This is a genomic window from Paenibacillus tyrphae (assembly GCF_024158745.1).
Lineage (GTDB): Bacteria > Bacillota > Bacilli > Paenibacillales > NBRC-103111 > Paenibacillus_G > Paenibacillus_G tyrfis_A.
Map to the genome: position 1 here is coordinate 76,885 of NZ_JAMZAW010000022.1, position 16,131 is coordinate 93,015.

A 16,131-nucleotide genomic window follows, 5' to 3' on the forward strand; every position below is an offset into this window, starting at 1 on the left:
TCCATTCATTATAAATGCGCGTAGCTTGGGATGGTCAAAAAGTCCTCGAATGTTGTGGATGTCGTCATATCGCTAAACAGCGTCTTCGCCAGAATATATTGTCCTTGATCGAACCGCTCGGCGCCGACGCGCTCCCGAATCGCCTTCAGCTCTTCTTCAAGCAGCTCTCCGAACAGCTCGGCCGTGACTTTGCGTCCGTCCTCCAGAATGCCCTTCGGATGATGAATCCACTGCCACAGCTGCGCCCGCGAAATTTCCGCGGTAGCTACGTCCTCCATCAGGTTGCGGATCGGCACCGCGCCGTAGCCCCGCAGCCACGCTTCCAAGTAGTGAAGCCCGACATGAATGTTCGTGCGAACGCCGGCTTCCGTAATCGGTCCCTGCGGAACTTCGAGCAGGTCGGCGGCCGTCACTTCGATGCCCGTCAGTTGCCGGTCGATCTGATTGGGCGACGGCATCAGGCGGTCGAACACTTCCCGGGCGACCGGCACAAGGCCCGGATGGGCGACCCACGTCCCGTCATGCCCTTGCGTCGCTTCGCGCGTCTTATCCGCACGGACCTTCCGCATGGCCTCCTCGTTGGCTTCGGGATCGTCCTTGATCGGAATTTGCGCGGCCATACCGCCGATGCAGGGCGCTCCCCGCTTGTGGCACGTCTGGATCGCCAGCAGCGAATAGGCCCGCATAAACGGCGATTCCATCGTCACCAGGCCGCGGTCCGGCAAAATGACATGCTCCTGGTTTCTGAGCTTTTTGATGTAGCTGAAAATATAGTCCCAGCGTCCGCAGTTAAGACCTGCGCTGTGCTCCCGCAGCTCATACAAGATTTCGTCCATTTCAAAAGCCGCCAGAATCGTCTCGATCAGCACCGTCGCTTTGATCGTGCCTACGGGAATGCCCAGCTTCTCTTCGGCAAAGGTGAAGACATCGTTCCACAATCTCGCTTCCAGATGACTTTCCAGCTTCGGCAAGTAGAAGTACGGGGCGCTCCCCCGATCCAGCAGTTCTTGCGCGTTGTGGAAGAAGAACAGACCGAAATCGAATAGTCCCGCCGACATCGGACGCTGATCGATCCATACGTGCTTTTCTTCCAAATGCCAGCCACGGGGGCGAACTTTCAGCACGGCCGTCTGCTCGTTCAGTGCATACGTCTTGCCTTCCGGCGACTCGTATCGAATCGTTCGCCGCACGGCGTCCCGCATGTTGATTTGCCCTTCGATGCAATTGCTCCACTGCGGCGAGTTCGCGTCTTCAAAATCCGCCATATACAGCTTCGCGCCGGAATTCAGCGCGTTAATGACCATTTTCCGGTCGCCGGCAGGCCCGGTGATCTCGACTCTGCGGTCGGTCAGATCGGGCGGGATCGGCGCAATGCGCCAATCCCCGCTGCGAACGTCCGCCGTCTCCTTCAAAAAATCGGGCAGTTCCCCCGCATCGATCCGCTCCTGCCGCTCTTCCCGCTGTTTCAGCAAGGAGAGACGCCGATGACCGAATTTTTTCTCCAATTCCGCTATAAATTCCAGCGCGTCGGGAGTCAAGATTTCAAAGTAAGCCGGGTTATGCATTCGGCCCTTCAGCAGCACGCCTTGTGAAACCGCATGATACGTCATCGCCTCGGCCTCCTTAGCCCGCAAACTGTTCCGCTTCGGTAGAATCCTTGAGCGCCGTCGTCACGGAATCGCCTCCGGACAAGACAAGCGACACTTCATCGAAGTAGCCGGTTCCGACTTCGCGCTGGTGGCGGGTCGCTTCGTAGCCGTAGCGCTCGCTGGCGAACTCCGACTGTTGCAGCTCCGAGTAGGCGGCCATTCCGTGGTCGCGGTACCCTCTGGCCAATTCGAACATGCTGTGGTTCAACGAATGGAAGCCGGCCAGCGTCACGAATTGGAATTTGTAGCCCATCTTTCCTAATTCCCGCTGGAACGCCGCGATCGTCGCATCGTCCAGCTTCTTCTTCCAGTTGAACGAAGGCGAGCAGTTGTAGGCGAGCAGCTTGCCAGGGTACTTCGCGTGGATCGCTTCCGCAAACCGCCGCGCTTCCTCCAGATTCGGCTCGGACGTTTCGCACCAGACCATATCGGCATAAGGAGCGTATGCGAGACCGCGGGAAATGGCTTGGTCCAGCCCGTCTTTGACATAATAGAAGCCTTCCGGCGAACGCTCGCCTGTCAGGAACGGCTTGTCATTATCGTCGATATCGCTGGTCAACAGCTTAGCCGCATTTGCATCCGTTCTGGCGATGATAATCGTATCGACGCCCATGACGTCGGCAGCGAGCCTGGCGGCGATCAGATGGCGGACCGCCTGCCGGGTAGGCAGCAGCACCTTGCCGCCCATATGACCGCATTTCTTCTCGGAGGAGAGCTGATCCTCGAAGTGAACGGCCGCCGCTCCCGCTTCGATCATCGCTTTCATTAATTCGAAGACGTTGAGCGGTCCGCCGAAGCCCGCTTCGGCATCAGCCACGATCGGCAGGAAAAAGTCGATGTTCTCTTTCCCTTCCGCATTCTGGATTTGATCCGCTCTTTGCAGCGTCTGATTGATCCGCTTGACTACGGCAGGTACGCTGTTTGCGGGATACAGGCTTTGGTCGGGATACATCTGGCCGCTCAGGTTGGCGTCTGCCGCCACCTGCCAGCCGCTGAGATAAATGGCCTTCAGTCCGGCCTTCGCCTGCTGGAGAGCTTGATTGCCTGTCAGAGCGCCAAGGGCATGAACGTAATCCTCCGTATGAACCAGCTTCCACAGCTTCTCCGCTCCCCGCTGTGCCAGCGTGTGCTCGATCAGTACCGAGCCCCGCAAGCGAAGTACGTCTTCCGGACTGTAAGGGCGCCGTACCCCTTCGTACCGTTTGGAATTCCATTTTTGCTGAAGCTGTTCCGATTGCGCTTTACGATTATTGGTTGTCATCCTTTTTGCCCTCCTGAAATTGGTTATGAGTATTTATGAGTGATTACGATGTGATAGCGATTGGAAATCGATACGGACTACTCGTGGCTTTCTACGTAGCCGTTGCCGCAGCACCAGAAGCAGATGGTAACCTTCGTGCCGAAAGCGTCCCGGTATTCCGGGGTTTGCTTTTCGTCGTTCTTGGATACGCCGCCGGAATGAAAGTTAGGGGATTCAATTTCGCCGTGACCGTGACATATCGGACAATTCATATGAACTACCTCCATTTGTTATTATTATAGTACAGTGTTTTTGTTTGATGAGGTTATTATATAACAAGATTCCAAACTGTTCAATACTGTTTTTAAAATTTTTTCACTGTTTTATAACAGTGTATGCGAAACAGGCTTTGCTGCATGCTCCAAACCCGCGATACAACGCAAAAAAGCGGCTCCTCCCTTTCGGGAAAAGCCGCTTCTCGGACGTGCATTGAACCCATGTTACTCCGACGAAGAGCGCGCCCGCTCCGAACCGGAATCGTCCGTTTCTCCGGCGAGGCCGTCCATCACCCGCTCTACGAATTTGCTGATTCCATCGGTCGCTGCCATATCCTCCTGATCCGGAGGCGTTGTAACGCTGTTATTCGTAAAATGTTCGAAATACCCTTCTTGTTGTTCTTCCCGCTCCATCGCAAACCTCCACCTGTCAAGATGTGGATAGGGTTGACACCCCGCGCGATATTTATTCACTTAACAAAACAAACTCCCTTATCGCCGGTATGGCAATAAAGGGAGCTTGGTTCATTGGGCAGCGCTATGGCAGTACGATTATTGTACCGCTTTTTCCGCTTCTTTCACCATCTCGGCCACGGAAAGCAAGCCGCCGCCGGACAGGTACCAGTAGTTCGGATCCAGATAAATGATTTTGCCGTTTTTGAATGCTTTCGTCTTCTTCGTCAGCTCATTTTCCACGATTTGCTTCGCCGGCGTTCCGTTGCCGACAACGGCGTCGCGGTCGACGACGAACAGATAGTCCGGGTCTTTCTGCGCCACGTACTCGAACGTTACGCTCTGGCCGTGCGTCTCGACCTTGATATCTTTGTCTGCAGGCGCGAAGCCGAATTCGTCGTGGATGATACCGAAGCGCGAGCCTTGACCGTAAGCAGTGGTCTTGCCGCCGGTCGTCAGGATGACCAATGCGGTTTTGCCGCCTGCGGACGCTTTTTCTTTCAGCTTCTTGACGGAGTCGCTGATGGCGGCGAACTCTTTCTCCGCTGCCGCTTCCTTGCCGAAAATTTGACCGAGCAGCTTCACATTGTCTTCGACCGATTTCATGTAGCTTTTCTCGTCCACGCCCATAAAGATCGTCGGAGCGATCGCTTTGAACTCTTCATATTTCGTCGATTGCCGTGCGGAGATGATGATCAGATCGGGCTTGAGCTGGTTGATCTTCTCAAAGTCCGGCTCCATCAGGCCGCCTACGTTCGCATACTTGCTATCTTTATATTTGGACAAATAGGAAGGCAGGTTTTTCGACGGAACGCCGGCCACTTCTACGCCCAGTTTATCCAGGGAATCCAACGTGCCGAAGTCGAATACAACGACTTTTTTCGGGTTTTTCTTGACTTTCGTTTCCCCAAGCTTATGTTTAACCGTCAGTTCTTCACTATCTTTCGGTGCGGTCGTGTTCGCGTTCTTCGCATCGCCGCCTCCTGCCGCATTATTGGAGCTGCCGGAACCGTTCGTTCCGCACGCCGCGACCACAACGGCCAGGAGCACCATCATGAGCATCCATGAAATTTTTTTCATCTTGACCACCTCGATAATCGTAATATTTATTGCAAAGGACGGTATGGCGTCCCTTGGACAATCGGCTAAGTAAAATAGACGCAAATCTTGTTCTCGTTGATATCTTCGATATGGATATCCATGTCGTAAATGTCCTTGAGCACGGACTCCTCGATGATCTCCGCCGTCGGGCCTTCGCGGACCAGCTTCCCGTCCTTGAGCGCCACAATGTAATCGGCATGGCAGGAGGCAAAATTGATGTCGTGGATCACGATGACAATCGTCTTGCCCAGTTCGTCGACCAGCCGCCGCAGCACCTTCATAATTTGGACCGAATGCTTCATATCCAGATTGTTCAGCGGCTCATCCAGCAAAATGTACTCGGTATTCTGCGCGATAACCATGGCGATGTAAGCCCGCTGCCGCTGGCCGCCGCTCAATTGATCGATATACTTGTGCTGCATGTCTTCGAGTTCCATGTAGCGGATAGCCTCGTCGACGAACGTCCAATCCTCTTTCGTCAGCTTGCCCTGCGAATAAGGGAAACGGCCGAAGCTGACAAGCTCCCGAACCGTCAAACGGATGCCGATGTGGTTGGACTGTTTCAGAATCGAGATTTTTTTGGCCAGCTCGCCGCTCTTGTACTGCCCTATTTCTTTGCCTTCAATCCACACTTCTCCCTCATCCCTCGTCAGAAGGCGGCTCATCATGGACAGCAGCGTGCTTTTGCCGGCGCCGTTCGGCCCGATAAAAGCGGTGATGCTCCCTTTGTTGACCTTGACGGAGACTTGATCGACGACGCGCTTGTTCCCGTATGCTTTCGTTACGTTGCGTACTTCTACCACGATTTGTTCTCCTTCAACAGAAGATATAGAAAGTAAGACCCGCCGATAAAATTCACGATGACGCTGAGCGTGGTCGTAAAGGTGAACACCCGTTCCACCATCAACTGCCCGCCAACCAGGGCGATCATCCCGATCAGGACCGCGCCGACAATAAGCTGGCTGTGCCGGTACGTGCGCAAAAATTGGTGCGTGACGTTGGCGACAAGCAGCCCGAAGAACGTAATCGGTCCGACCAGGGCGGTAGCGATCGACGCCAAAATCGCGACGACGATCAGCAGTCTTTTCACAATACTATCGTAAGGCACGCCCAGATTGATCGCATGCTCCTTGCCTAACGAAATCACATCCAAATAGGTAAGAAGCTTCTTGAAATACAGCGTAATGACCAGCACCGCGACGACCGAGATCGTCAATAGATCTGAGTTGACGCTGCTGAAGCTGGCAAACAGCTTGCCCTGCAGCACCAGGAACGCGTTCGGGTTGATCAGCATCTGCATGAACGAAGACGAGCTTTGGAACAACGTTCCGAGAACAAGTCCGACAAGCAGCAAATAATAAATGTTCGTTCCCTCTTTGCGGAACATCAGTCTATGCAGCAGAAGCGCGAACAGCACCATCAATCCGACGGACAGCGCGAAATTCCATTGATTGCTGATCGTCGTCAGGCCGGTTGCGCCGAAAATAAAGACGATCGCGGTTTGGATCAGCATATAGAGCCAATCGAGCCCGATCATGCTGGGCGTCAGTATCCGGTTGTTCGTAATCGTCTGAAATATCATGGTCGAGAAAGCGATACAGAAACCGGTAAGCAGCAGCGCGAGCACCTTTTTGCCCCGGCGGGGAAGGATGTAATCCCAATTGCCGCCCGACTGAATAACCATAAACAGCACAACCAAAGCCACCGCGATCACGGCAAGCAAGGTTAACTTGGCTTTATTGCTCATATTTCTTTCTCCTCATAAGCAGGTAAAGAAAAATCCCGCTTCCGATAACCCCCACGGTCAATCCGATCGAAATTTCATACGGATAAATGATTACCCGCCCGAAAATGTCGCAGGCCAGAACGAAGACGGCTCCGAGCAAAGCGGTATGGGGAAGATTTTTTTTCAGGTTGTCCCCTTGATAAATCGTGACGATATTCGGAATGATCAGGCCCAGAAACGGAATCATGCCGACCGTCAGCACGACGACCGAGGTCACCAGGGCTGCGATCACAAGTCCGATGTTGACCACCTGCCTGTAATTCAATCCGAGGTTGACGGAAAAATCCTCGCCCATCCCGGCGACCGTAAACTTGTTGGCGAACAGGTAAGCCAGCACCGTAGCGGGAATGCTGATGTACAGCAGCTCGTAGCGGCCTTTCAGCACCACCGAGAAGTCCCCGTGCAGCCACGATGTCATGCTTTGAATCAGATCGTATTTATAGGCGAAAAAGGTCGTCATCGATTCGATGAGATTGCCGAGCATCAGACCGACAAGCGGAATGAAGATCGTATCCTTAAATTTCACCCGGTCGAGAATTTTCATAAACACGTATGTACCGGCCAGCGAAAATATAAAAGCGACGGACATTTTCTGCAGCGGAGTCGCCTCCGTAAAGATCAGCAGGGCGACCAGAATGCCCAGACTGGCCGAATCCATCGTGCCCGCGGTCGATGGGGAGACGAATTTGTTACGGCTGAGCTGCTGCATAATGAGGCCCACGATGCTCATGCTCATGCCGGCGATCAGAATGCTGATCAAGCGCGGGAACCGGCTGATCATCAGCACCTCGACCTTCTCCTCGTTCCACTGCACGATATCGGTCAGCGTCAAATCTTTCGCGCCAATGAATAAAGAAGCAACGGATAAAACAATCAGGGCAAGGACCAAATAAGTTTTTCTCATAACATTTCCTAACAATAGTTTAGTAGTAAAATAATTCGATAATGATTTTCATTATCAGTGAAACGATATTGAGAATCATTCTTAATGGATAATCTTAAACTATATTAGACAACACGGCTGTGTCAGTCAAGGCTTTTTTCGAAATTTACCAGAAACCGCCTATGCAAAAAGGCAACCACGTGAGGCGATTGCCTGAGCTTTGTTAAGAAGCGGTCAATTGAAGGAATAGAGGTGTACGAGTGGATTAGCAGGGTTCAAATATGCGGTATCAGTAAAATGTGCTATATCTTCTCGATAGGGAAAAATAAAGACAATTCACCGTTATGATCTTTAGGGTCATAAAATTCTTGAACTGCTCCAACCAATGTGTAGGTATTATTTGGTAAATAATCTTCAATGATCTGATTAAATGTTTCTTTATAGGAATTTTGATTACACTTAACCACAACATATTTAAATGATGGAATGACCCATTTAACCCAGCCATGCGGGGCTTCAGCATCGTCTAAAACCTCACACCCCGCTAAGTATTTCCCCTCATTTTTCCACCTTTCAAACTTTCCATCAACATCACTCATAGCACCCCAAACCCCAACAATACTACCGTCAGAATTCAATTTTGCAAGATTGCTTATTTCAGCAAATTTACTGTTTGCATCTTTCCATAATGGCGGTATCCAAACAGGACCTTCTATGGCAAGTCCCTCCCCCATCTTGCCGATAACTGTAAATTTCCGTTTAACAATAATATCAACCACTTGTTTTCCCCCTCATAAATAAAGATTTAGCACACCCACACAAACGCATGTTTCTGTTTTGTTTTTTTCATTTGGGCTGGGAAAGGCCGGGTCCTCCGCTTTGACGAGATTAGAAATGCCGAGCAGCTTAAACATTCTCCCCAGGCGGATATTCGAGCCGAAATGGCACCAGTACATCGTAGAAGGCGTCCCCTCGGTGACGGAAAACGACTGCTCCGTTCCGCGGGGATGAACATAAACTCGCCCGGCACCGGACGGTACTGCTCGTTGCCGACCTGAATCCAGCCTTCTCCAATCCCGCACACACACCGACAGCTTGGCGAACGGCAGCTGAACCCGCAAATTCGACAGCTGGCTGTTCAGCAATTGCGCCTTTGCCGTATCCAACCCCGTCTCTCCCCTTAGCTATAAAAATCAAGCATGACGAGGTTCCGCAAGCTGCGGAACACCATCATGCTTTTGGTCATCACTTCATCGCACGAGCCTTCCGGCAAGCTTCATTCCGCCGGCGCTTGGGAATCTCCGCCATGCGCTAAATCGTAGCTGGCTCTCGCCGCCTCGACATGCGAGTAATTTACTCTTACCCATTGCCTCAGCTCTTTCATCGGTTGAAGCAGCGTTTCGCCCAGCGGGGTTAGCGAATAGTCGACGGTTGGGGGCACGGTTGGCGTAACATGGCGTCGGACCAGCCCGTCCCGCTCCAGCTTTCGGACCGTTTGCGTCAGCATTTTTTTGGAAATCCCGTCGATTCTTCTTCCCATTTCTCCGTAGCGGACGCTTCCGTCTTCCAATGCGTAAATGACGAGCGCCGTCCATTTGTCGGATATCAATTCAAGAACTCTGCTGTAGCCGCAAGTCGCCGGTGAGATGCCGGATGGTCTTGTTTTGGGCGAAGATGTCAAATGATTCCCCTCCTATGCACCTCGAAGTACCCAGGACACCAAAAAGTTCCTACTTATGTAATTTTAGTTTATGTACTATTGTATGTCTATACCGCTCATCAAAGTTGAAATCTTTAAGCATGAGCGGGCGTACAAGCGAATATATTGCTTTACTAATGGGAGGAATGAACATGTCAAATCTAATGAAAGCCCGGCCCAAGCTGTATGTGATGGATAACGGCCGGATGAGCATGGACAAAAACTGGCTGATCGCCATGCACAATCCGGCGACGATCAGCAACCCCAATGCGCAGACGAAGTTCGTGGAATTTCCGATCTATACCGTATTGATCGATCATCCGGAAGGGAAAATTTTGTTCGATACGTCCTGCAATCCGAACTCGATGGGCGCCCAAGGACGTTGGACCCAAGCGACCCAGCAGGCGTTCCCCTGGGTAGCAAGCGAGGAATGCTACCTGCCTAACCGGCTGGAGCAGCTGAAAGTAAGACCCGAGGACATCAAGTACGTGATTGCCTCCCACCTGCATCTGGACCATGCCGGATGCCTGGAGATGTTCACGAACGCTACGATTATCGTCCACGAAGACGAGCTGAACGGTGCGCTGCAATCCTATGCCCGCAATCAAAAAGAAGGCGGCTATATTTGGGCGGACATCGATGCGTGGATCAAAAACCATTTGCAGTGGAAAACGATCAAGCGCACTGAAGATAACCTGGATCTGGCCGAAGGCATCAAGATTCTTAATTTTGGAAGCGGCCATGCCTGGGGCATGATAGGCTTGCACGTCGACATGCCGGAAACGGGCGGAATCATCCTCGCTTCCGATGCCGTCTATACGTCGGAAAGCTTCGGCCCGCCGGTCAGGCCGCCAGGTATCTTGTACGATTCGCTCGGTTACCGGAGCGCAGTGGAGAAAATCCGCACGCTGGCTAAGCGAACGAACTCTCAAGTGTGGTTCGGACATGATGCGGATCAATTCAAAACGTTCCGCAAATCGACTGAAGGATATTACCAGTAAAAATTTTTGAACTTTCGAAAGGAAATGCCCTGTTTGTATCGAATAGTTTTGTATCGATATTCTGACGCAAAGCATCAGACAATTGCATACTTGATCGATAAGGTGCCTTTGCGCAGAGCAAAGGGTAACAGGGAATCGGGTGTAAATCCCGAGCGGTCCCGCCACTGTATTCGGGGAGTTTCTTTCCATGACGTCACTCGATTCACCCGTCGGGGAAGGCGAAAGAACACGACGATCCGAGAGCCAGGAGACCTACCTTATAGATGCACCCGAAAGCCTTCGCGGAAAGGAGAGGTGTACGAACCTAGCCGGACAATGACCTGCGCGCATTGTCGTTTAGCGGCGTGCGCGTACCCAAGACCCATCCTACAGGATCGGTCTTTTTTTGGTTTACGAGTATCGTTCAGGAGGAACAATTTATGAAAAAGAAAAAGACGATCGGCACCTTGCTTTTGGTAAGCGGTTTAACGCTGTATTTATCGTTGAACGCGCCCGAATCCGCTTACGCCATGCACATTATGGAAGGATTTCTTCCGTTCGGCTGGGCCGTTTTCTGGTGGGCCGCCTTTCTGCCCTTCTTCATTCTCGGGCTGCGGGCGCTCCGGAAAATAACGAAGGAAACGCCGGAGCTGAAAATTATGCTCGGTCTGGCCGGCGCCTTCACCTTCGTGCTGTCGGCGCTGAAAATTCCGTCCGTGACGGGAAGCAGCTCCCATCCGACGGGCACGGGGCTCGGAGCGGTCATGTTCGGTCCGCTGCCGATGAGTGTGCTGGGCTCCATCGTGCTGCTGTTTCAAGCGCTGCTGCTTGCCCACGGCGGTCTGACGACCCTCGGGGCCAACGCATTCTCCATGGCCGTCGCGGGTCCGTTCGTAGGCTACATGGTGTACAAGGGAATGATGAAGTCGACCGGCAAGCAGAAGCTGTCCATCTTCACGGCGGCGGCGCTCGCCGACTTGTCCACCTACATCGTGACGTCGCTTCAGCTGGCGCTCGCTTTTCCCGCCGAGCAAGGCGGCGTAGCAGCCTCGCTTCTCAAATTCGGCGGCATCTTCGCCGTAACGCAAATTCCGCTGGCGATCAGCGAAGGGCTGTTGACCGTATTAATCTGGAACTGGCTGCAGGCCTACAGCTCGGAAGAGCTGTCGCTGCTGCAGCGTAAAATGAAAGGAGCGCGCGAGCTGTGAAAACCGCAACCAAAAACATCCTGCTGCTTGTCGCCGTCGTCCTGCTGGCCGTGCTGCCGCTGCTCTTCGTAAATGGAGAGTTCGGCGGTGCCGACGGCGCCGCCGAAGAAATGATCAAGACGATCCAGCCGTCCTACGAGCCCTGGTTCTCGTCGCTGCTGGAGCCGCCGGCCGAAACCGAAAGCATGCTGTTCGCGCTGCAGGCCGCCATCGGAGCCGGATTTATCGGGTACGTGATCGGTCTGTTCCGGGGTAAGGCGTCCAAGTCGAAGCCGCAATGATTCGGCTGATCGATTCGCTTTCTTACAGCAACCGGCTGCGCGGCATGTCCCCGATGTGGAAATGCGGCTTCGCGGCCGCGCTGTTCATGCTGTCGTACGGATCGCATCCTCCCGTCCAGGCGGCGATTTTCGCCTGGATGATCGTGTGGGTCGTCCGGTATGCCCGAATTCCGCTAAAAGCCCATATGGTGATGCTGGGAACGGCTTGCCTGTTTTTTATCGCCAGTCTGCCGGCTCTGCTCATCGAGATCCAGCCGGGAAGCGCCGCCGCTCCCGGCTCCTCTGCGTTCGTTCTATGGTCCCGGCCGTACGGGTCCGTCTATATCACCGAGACAGGGCTGCATACGGCTGCGGCGTTGTTCATGCGGGCGGCGGCCTGCTTGTCGGCCGTTTCGTTCGTCATGTTCACGACCCCGGTGGCCGAGCTGTTTCAAGTGATGAAACGGCTGCGGGTTCCGGCTCTCGTGCTTGAGCTGATGCTGATCACGTACCGCTTCCTGTTTATTTTGACGGAGACGGCGCACGATCTGTATACCGCGCAGCGGGCCCGCGGAGGACACAACGGCTTTCGCGGCAAGCTGAACGACACGGCGATGCTGATCGTCCGGCTGTTCGTCAAGACGATGCATCGCTACAAAGGATTGTCGCACGGTCTCGTCTCCAGAGGATTTACCGAGGAAATCCGTCTTGCCCCTTACCGGGCCGGTACGGTTCCTGCCCGATACCGCCTCGAAAGCGGCATCGGCGTCGCGATATTATTGCTGCTGGAGTGTTGGCTCCGCTGGAGGGGAATCGTATGAAACCGATGTTGGAAGCGCTGGACCTCCGGTACAGCTATCCCGGCACCCGGGAGGAAGCGCTGCGCAGCTTGACCTTAACGATACCGCAAGGAAAAAAGACGGCGATCTGCGGCCATAACGGGTCCGGCAAATCGACCTTTTTCCTGCATGCGATCGGCATCCACCGCCCCGCTTCGGGACAGCTGAAGCTGAAGGGCGCGCCTCTATCGTACCGCCACGACGACCTGCTGCGGCTTCGGCGGCAGATCGGTCTTGTTTTCCAGGACCCGGAGCAGCAGCTGATCTTGAATACGCCCTACGAAGACGTCTCCTACGGTCTGCGCAATGCCGGACTCCCGGAGGATGAGATTGCCGTCCGTACGGAGCGGATGCTGCTCTCCATGGGGCTGAAGCCTCTCGCCGCCACCCCGATTCACCAACTGAGTCTGGGGCAAAAGAAGCGCGTCGCGCTGGCGGGCGTGCTCGTGCTGGAGCCCGAGCTTCTGCTGCTGGACGAGCCGACGGCTTACCTTGACCGCTTGTCCGAGCGGCAGCTGCTGGAGGAGTTGGACCTCGCCCAAGAGCAAGGGATTACGGTCGCGATGGCGACCCACGACATGAATCTGGCCTACGCTTGGGCCGATTGGGTGCTGGTCATGGACCAAGGCGTATGCTGCATGGCAGGTCCGCCGCACGAAGTGTTCGCCGACGAAGAGAAGCTGCGCCAGCTTGGTTTGGAGCCGCCGATGCTGCTGGAGCTTTGGCAAGCGCTCCCGGCGGCCGTTCGCAGAAGCCATGCCCCGCCCCGCAGCATCGAAGCGATGAAAGCTTTTTTGCAAAGCGGCTATGGGACCGCAGGCGCTCTTTAGCAGCGAACCAAACGCCCCGTCTTCGCTGGAAATATCGCCGTTTAAAAATAACACTTGTATCATTATCGGTTTAGTTGTATATTGTTACAGAATCACAACTGAATATCGTGGGAACAGGTGCTCCCCTACGTTCGCGTATCGGAGCTTAAAAGGGAAGCCGGTGAAAAACCGGCGCGGTCCCGCCACTGTAACGGAGGAGTTTTACGCCATACTTAGCCACTGATCTGCGGATTGGGAAGGCTGGCGCAAGACCTTGATTCCGGAGCCAGGAGACCTGCCTGTTCTGACAGCACTGCTTTACCTACGGAAGATAGGGAGGTGTTAAAGATGGCAGCCGCCGTGCGTATTCAACGAGGGGCATCTTTATCCTTTTTCGCTTTAGGGTAAAGATGCCTTTTTTGTATGTTCAGGATTCAAATAACAGACAAAAACAAATTTGAGGAGGCTCGTAAACATGAGTCGGATCGTAAGCAGCAATATCGGGTACCCGCGCATCGGGGCGAAACGGGAATGGAAAAAGCTTCTGGAATCGTTCTGGGCAGGCAAATTGCCGGAGGAACAGTTCGTAAGCGGGCTGGAAACGCTCCGCTTGGCACATCTCAAGGTTCAGCAGGAAAAAGGAGTCGGGCTGATTCCGGTAGGCGATTTTTCGTTATATGACCATATGCTTGATACGGCGGCGATGTTCGGGCTCGTTCCGGAGCGTTTTGCTTACGACGGTGGTCCGGTCCCTCTCGCCACCTATTATGCCATGGCCCGCGGAACCCAAGGCGCTCCGGCGTGCGAGATGACCAAATGGTTCAACACGAACTATCACTACATCGTGCCCGAGTTGAACGGTCTGACTCCGGTATTGACCGTGAATAAGCCGCTGGAGGCTTACCGCGAAGCGAAGCTCAAGCTTGGGGTCGACGGGAAGCCGGTCCTGATCGGACCGTATACGTTCCTGAAGCTGTCCAAAGGCTATGCGCCGGAGCAGTTGGACGCCTTGATCGAATTGTTCCTGCCGCTGTATAAACAAATTTTGGCCGAGTTGGAACAGGAAGGCGCCGCGTGGGTGCAGATCGACGAGCCGATTCTGGTTACATCCTTATCCGAGACCGATATGGAGCGAATTGCAGACATTTATTCGCAGCTGCACGCTGCCGCACCCGGTCTGAAGCTGATGCTGCAGACGTATTTCGATTCGGTCGAGCACTACGAGCGGACGGTCGCCCTGCCGGTTCAAGGCATCGGACTCGATTTCGTCCACGGAGCAGAGCGGAATATCGCCGCCCTGCGGACACATGGGTTCCCGGCGGACAAGGCACTGGGCGTCGGATTGATCGACGGGCGCAACGTATGGCTGTCCGACCTCGAAGCCAAGCTGCAGCTGCTGGATGAGGTGTCCGCTTTCGTCCCGTCGGGGACGTTGATCGTTCAGCCTTCCTGCAGCCTGCTGCACGTCCCGGTGACGACCCGGACGGAAGAGCAGGCGAACGTCGATCTGCTGCCTTTCCTGGCCTTCGCCGACGAGAAGCTGGACGAAGTCGTTCTGCTGGGCAAGGCGGCGGCCGGAGAACGAACGGACGCCGTACGGTCCGGGCTGGAAGCAAGCGCACGGCTCGTCCGGGAGCTGAACGCCTCCCCGTTCCGCAACCGGACAACCGTCCGTGTGGCTACCCGGCATATTGCCGGGGGACCATCGGCCAGACAGAGCCCTTATTCCGTGCGCCATATTCTCCAGCAAAATAAATTCCAGCTTCCGCTCCTGCCGACAACGACGATCGGCAGCTTCCCGCAGACGCCGGAAGTGAGACAAGCTCGCAAACACTGGAGAACCGGGGAATGGAACGAAGCGCAGTACCGGACCTTCATTCAGGAACAAATTCAAGCCTGGATCAAGATTCAGGAAGAGCTTGGCCTGGACGTGTTGGTGCACGGCGAATTCGAAAGGACGGACATGGTGGAATTTTTCGGCGAGAAGCTGGACGGCTTCCTGTTCACCCGGAACGGCTGGGTTCAATCGTACGGCTCCCGCTGCGTCAAACCGCCGGTCATCTACGGCGACGTCGAATTCGTCCAACCGATGACGGTGGAAGAAACGGTCTATGCGCAATCGCTGACGGGCAAGCCGGTCAAGGGCATGCTTACCGGTCCCGTCACCATCCTGAACTGGTCGTTCGTCCGCGACGATATCTCCCGGGAGCAAGTCGCCTACCAGATCGCGTTGGCGCTGCGCCAGGAGGTGGAAGTGCTGGAGAATGCGGGCATCGGCATGATCCAGATCGACGAGCCTGCACTGCGCGAGGGCTTGCCGTTGAAACAGCAGGATTGGCAGCATTACCTGAACTGGTCGGTTCATGCCTTCCGCTTGACTTCGGCCACCGTAAATGACACGACGCAAATTCACACGCATATGTGCTACTGCGAGTTTCATGACATTATCGACGCGATCCGCGCTCTCGATGCGGACGTCATTTCCATCGAAACGTCGCGCAGCCACGGCGAGCTGATGCAAAGCTTCGACGAGCACACGTACGATCAGGGCATCGGTCTGGGCGTATACGACATTCACAGCCCGAGGGTTCCGGCCGTCGACGAGATGGTCCGCACGATTGAACGCGCGTTGTCCGTTTTGGAGCCGGATCTGTTCTGGATCAACCCGGATTGCGGGCTCAAGACGCGAGGTGTCGAAGAAACGGTCGCTTCCCTGCGCAACATGGTCGCTGCCGCCGAACAGTTCAGAGCGCGCTGCGCCAAAGCGTAGCCCGCAAAGGGCCCTCCGTAAGGCGTAGAACGGCTTACGGCTCCCCGCTTCGTAAATCGTAAAAAAAAGAAACCGTTTCTTTGCACAATGGAGGCATGATCCTCATTGGAAAAGAGACGGTTTCTTTGTCGTCGCAGCCTTTGACGGAAAAAGGCCGCGCGTTAGCGTTGTTGGCTTAG

At 54.4% G+C, this 16,131-nt stretch carries 17 protein-coding genes and 2 riboswitches; of the genes, 6 read left to right on the forward strand and 11 right to left on the reverse strand.

The features are described 5' to 3' along the window. Nucleotides 1-8: 8 nt before the first annotated feature. The 11 genes from aceB to NI000_RS27675 form a co-directional block, all read right to left on the reverse strand. A complete protein-coding gene (aceB, locus tag NI000_RS27625) occupies nucleotides 9-1,610 on the reverse strand; it encodes a malate synthase A (RefSeq protein ID WP_253414587.1) in 1,602 nt (533 codons plus the stop codon). 13 nt (nucleotides 1,611-1,623) lie between these two features. Continuing rightward, a complete protein-coding gene (aceA, locus tag NI000_RS27630) occupies nucleotides 1,624-2,910 on the reverse strand; it encodes an isocitrate lyase (RefSeq protein WP_253414588.1) in 1,287 nt (428 codons plus the stop codon). Nucleotides 2,911-2,987: 77 nt separating this feature from the next. Next, nucleotides 2,988-3,161: a hypothetical protein gene (locus NI000_RS27635; RefSeq protein WP_167670103.1), complete on the reverse strand. Its 174-nt coding sequence runs from the start codon at nucleotides 3,159-3,161 to the stop codon at nucleotides 2,988-2,990. A 228-nt stretch (nucleotides 3,162-3,389) separates the two neighbouring features. Continuing rightward, complete coding sequence (locus NI000_RS27640; protein ID WP_253414589.1) at nucleotides 3,390-3,578, reverse strand: hypothetical protein; 189 nt, start codon at nucleotides 3,576-3,578, stop codon at nucleotides 3,390-3,392. Between the two features lie 138 nt (nucleotides 3,579-3,716). Beyond that, complete coding sequence (locus NI000_RS27645; RefSeq protein ID WP_253414590.1) at nucleotides 3,717-4,697, reverse strand: siderophore ABC transporter substrate-binding protein; 981 nt, start codon at nucleotides 4,695-4,697, stop codon at nucleotides 3,717-3,719. 65 nt (nucleotides 4,698-4,762) lie between these two features. After that, on the reverse strand, nucleotides 4,763-5,521 hold the full coding sequence (locus NI000_RS27650; protein ID WP_253414591.1) for an iron ABC transporter ATP-binding protein: 759 nt from the start codon (nucleotides 5,519-5,521) through the stop codon (nucleotides 4,763-4,765). Next, nucleotides 5,515-6,465 carry an iron chelate uptake ABC transporter family permease subunit gene (locus NI000_RS27655; protein WP_253414592.1) on the reverse strand — a complete coding sequence of 317 codons (951 nt, stop codon included), beginning with the start codon at nucleotides 6,463-6,465 and terminating at the stop codon, nucleotides 5,515-5,517. The genes NI000_RS27650 and NI000_RS27655 overlap by 7 nt, the downstream gene beginning before the upstream one ends. Further along, nucleotides 6,455-7,408, reverse strand: coding sequence for an ABC transporter permease (locus NI000_RS27660; protein WP_253414593.1), 954 nt, complete (start codon nucleotides 7,406-7,408; stop codon nucleotides 6,455-6,457). The genes NI000_RS27655 and NI000_RS27660 overlap by 11 nt, the downstream gene beginning before the upstream one ends. A gap of 281 nt (nucleotides 7,409-7,689) precedes the next feature. After that, nucleotides 7,690-8,166, reverse strand: coding sequence for a GyrI-like domain-containing protein (locus NI000_RS27665; protein WP_253414594.1), 477 nt, complete (start codon nucleotides 8,164-8,166; stop codon nucleotides 7,690-7,692). Between the two features lie 12 nt (nucleotides 8,167-8,178). Continuing rightward, nucleotides 8,179-8,553 (reverse strand): hypothetical protein, encoded by a 375-nt coding sequence (locus NI000_RS27670; protein WP_253414595.1) that lies wholly within the window; start codon nucleotides 8,551-8,553, stop codon nucleotides 8,179-8,181. A 110-nt stretch (nucleotides 8,554-8,663) separates the two neighbouring features. Beyond that, nucleotides 8,664-9,068, reverse strand: a complete 405-nt coding sequence (locus NI000_RS27675; protein WP_253414596.1) for a winged helix-turn-helix transcriptional regulator — start codon at nucleotides 9,066-9,068, stop codon at nucleotides 8,664-8,666. Between the two features lie 170 nt (nucleotides 9,069-9,238). Between NI000_RS27675 and ahlS the strand changes: the two genes are divergently transcribed. From ahlS to metE, 6 genes are all read left to right on the forward strand, one after another. Continuing rightward, nucleotides 9,239-10,087 carry an AhlS family quorum-quenching N-acyl homoserine lactonase gene (ahlS, locus tag NI000_RS27680; RefSeq protein WP_253414597.1) on the forward strand — a complete coding sequence of 283 codons (849 nt, stop codon included), beginning with the start codon at nucleotides 9,239-9,241 and terminating at the stop codon, nucleotides 10,085-10,087. 83 nt (nucleotides 10,088-10,170) lie between these two features. After that, nucleotides 10,171-10,361, forward strand: a riboswitch (cobalamin riboswitch). Between the two features lie 145 nt (nucleotides 10,362-10,506). Next, nucleotides 10,507-11,274: an energy-coupling factor ABC transporter permease gene (locus NI000_RS27685; protein WP_216794565.1), complete on the forward strand. Its 768-nt coding sequence runs from the start codon at nucleotides 10,507-10,509 to the stop codon at nucleotides 11,272-11,274. Then, nucleotides 11,271-11,555 (forward strand): energy-coupling factor ABC transporter substrate-binding protein, encoded by a 285-nt coding sequence (locus NI000_RS27690; protein WP_253414598.1) that lies wholly within the window; start codon nucleotides 11,271-11,273, stop codon nucleotides 11,553-11,555. Before NI000_RS27685 ends, NI000_RS27690 begins: the two co-directional genes overlap by 4 nt. Then, nucleotides 11,552-12,355 (forward strand): cobalt ECF transporter T component CbiQ, encoded by an 804-nt coding sequence (cbiQ, locus tag NI000_RS27695; protein ID WP_253414599.1) that lies wholly within the window; start codon nucleotides 11,552-11,554, stop codon nucleotides 12,353-12,355. The genes NI000_RS27690 and cbiQ overlap by 4 nt, the downstream gene beginning before the upstream one ends. Then, nucleotides 12,352-13,203 (forward strand): energy-coupling factor ABC transporter ATP-binding protein, encoded by an 852-nt coding sequence (locus NI000_RS27700; protein WP_253414600.1) that lies wholly within the window; start codon nucleotides 12,352-12,354, stop codon nucleotides 13,201-13,203. The genes cbiQ and NI000_RS27700 overlap by 4 nt, the downstream gene beginning before the upstream one ends. A gap of 98 nt (nucleotides 13,204-13,301) precedes the next feature. Continuing rightward, nucleotides 13,302-13,499: riboswitch (cobalamin riboswitch) on the forward strand. Between the two features lie 158 nt (nucleotides 13,500-13,657). Then, nucleotides 13,658-15,952: a 5-methyltetrahydropteroyltriglutamate--homocysteine S-methyltransferase gene (metE, locus tag NI000_RS27705; protein ID WP_253414601.1), complete on the forward strand. Its 2,295-nt coding sequence runs from the start codon at nucleotides 13,658-13,660 to the stop codon at nucleotides 15,950-15,952. The last annotated feature ends 179 nt before the right edge of the window (nucleotides 15,953-16,131 follow it).

Bases quoted from the DNA above. Each gene is read 5' to 3' on its own strand.
- aceB (WP_253414587.1), bottom strand. From the start codon at position 1,610: ATGACGTATCATGCGGTTTCACAAGGCGTGCTGCTGAAGGGCCGAATG.
- aceA (WP_253414588.1), bottom strand. From the start codon at position 2,910: ATGACAACCAATAATCGTAAAGCGCAATCGGAACAGCTTCAGCAAAAA.
- NI000_RS27635 (WP_167670103.1), bottom strand. From the start codon at position 3,161: ATGAATTGTCCGATATGTCACGGTCACGGCGAAATTGAATCCCCTAAC.
- NI000_RS27640 (WP_253414589.1), bottom strand. From the start codon at position 3,578: ATGGAGCGGGAAGAACAACAAGAAGGGTATTTCGAACATTTTACGAAT.
- NI000_RS27645 (WP_253414590.1), bottom strand. From the start codon at position 4,697: ATGAAAAAAATTTCATGGATGCTCATGATGGTGCTCCTGGCCGTTGTG.
- NI000_RS27655 (WP_253414592.1), bottom strand. From the start codon at position 6,465: ATGAGCAATAAAGCCAAGTTAACCTTGCTTGCCGTGATCGCGGTGGCT.
- NI000_RS27660 (WP_253414593.1), bottom strand. From the start codon at position 7,408: ATGAGAAAAACTTATTTGGTCCTTGCCCTGATTGTTTTATCCGTTGCT.
- ahlS (WP_253414597.1), top strand. From the start codon at position 9,239: ATGTCAAATCTAATGAAAGCCCGGCCCAAGCTGTATGTGATGGATAAC.
- NI000_RS27685 (WP_216794565.1), top strand. From the start codon at position 10,507: ATGAAAAAGAAAAAGACGATCGGCACCTTGCTTTTGGTAAGCGGTTTA.
- cbiQ (WP_253414599.1), top strand. From the start codon at position 11,552: ATGATTCGGCTGATCGATTCGCTTTCTTACAGCAACCGGCTGCGCGGC.
- NI000_RS27700 (WP_253414600.1), top strand. From the start codon at position 12,352: ATGAAACCGATGTTGGAAGCGCTGGACCTCCGGTACAGCTATCCCGGC.
- metE (WP_253414601.1), top strand. From the start codon at position 13,658: ATGAGTCGGATCGTAAGCAGCAATATCGGGTACCCGCGCATCGGGGCG.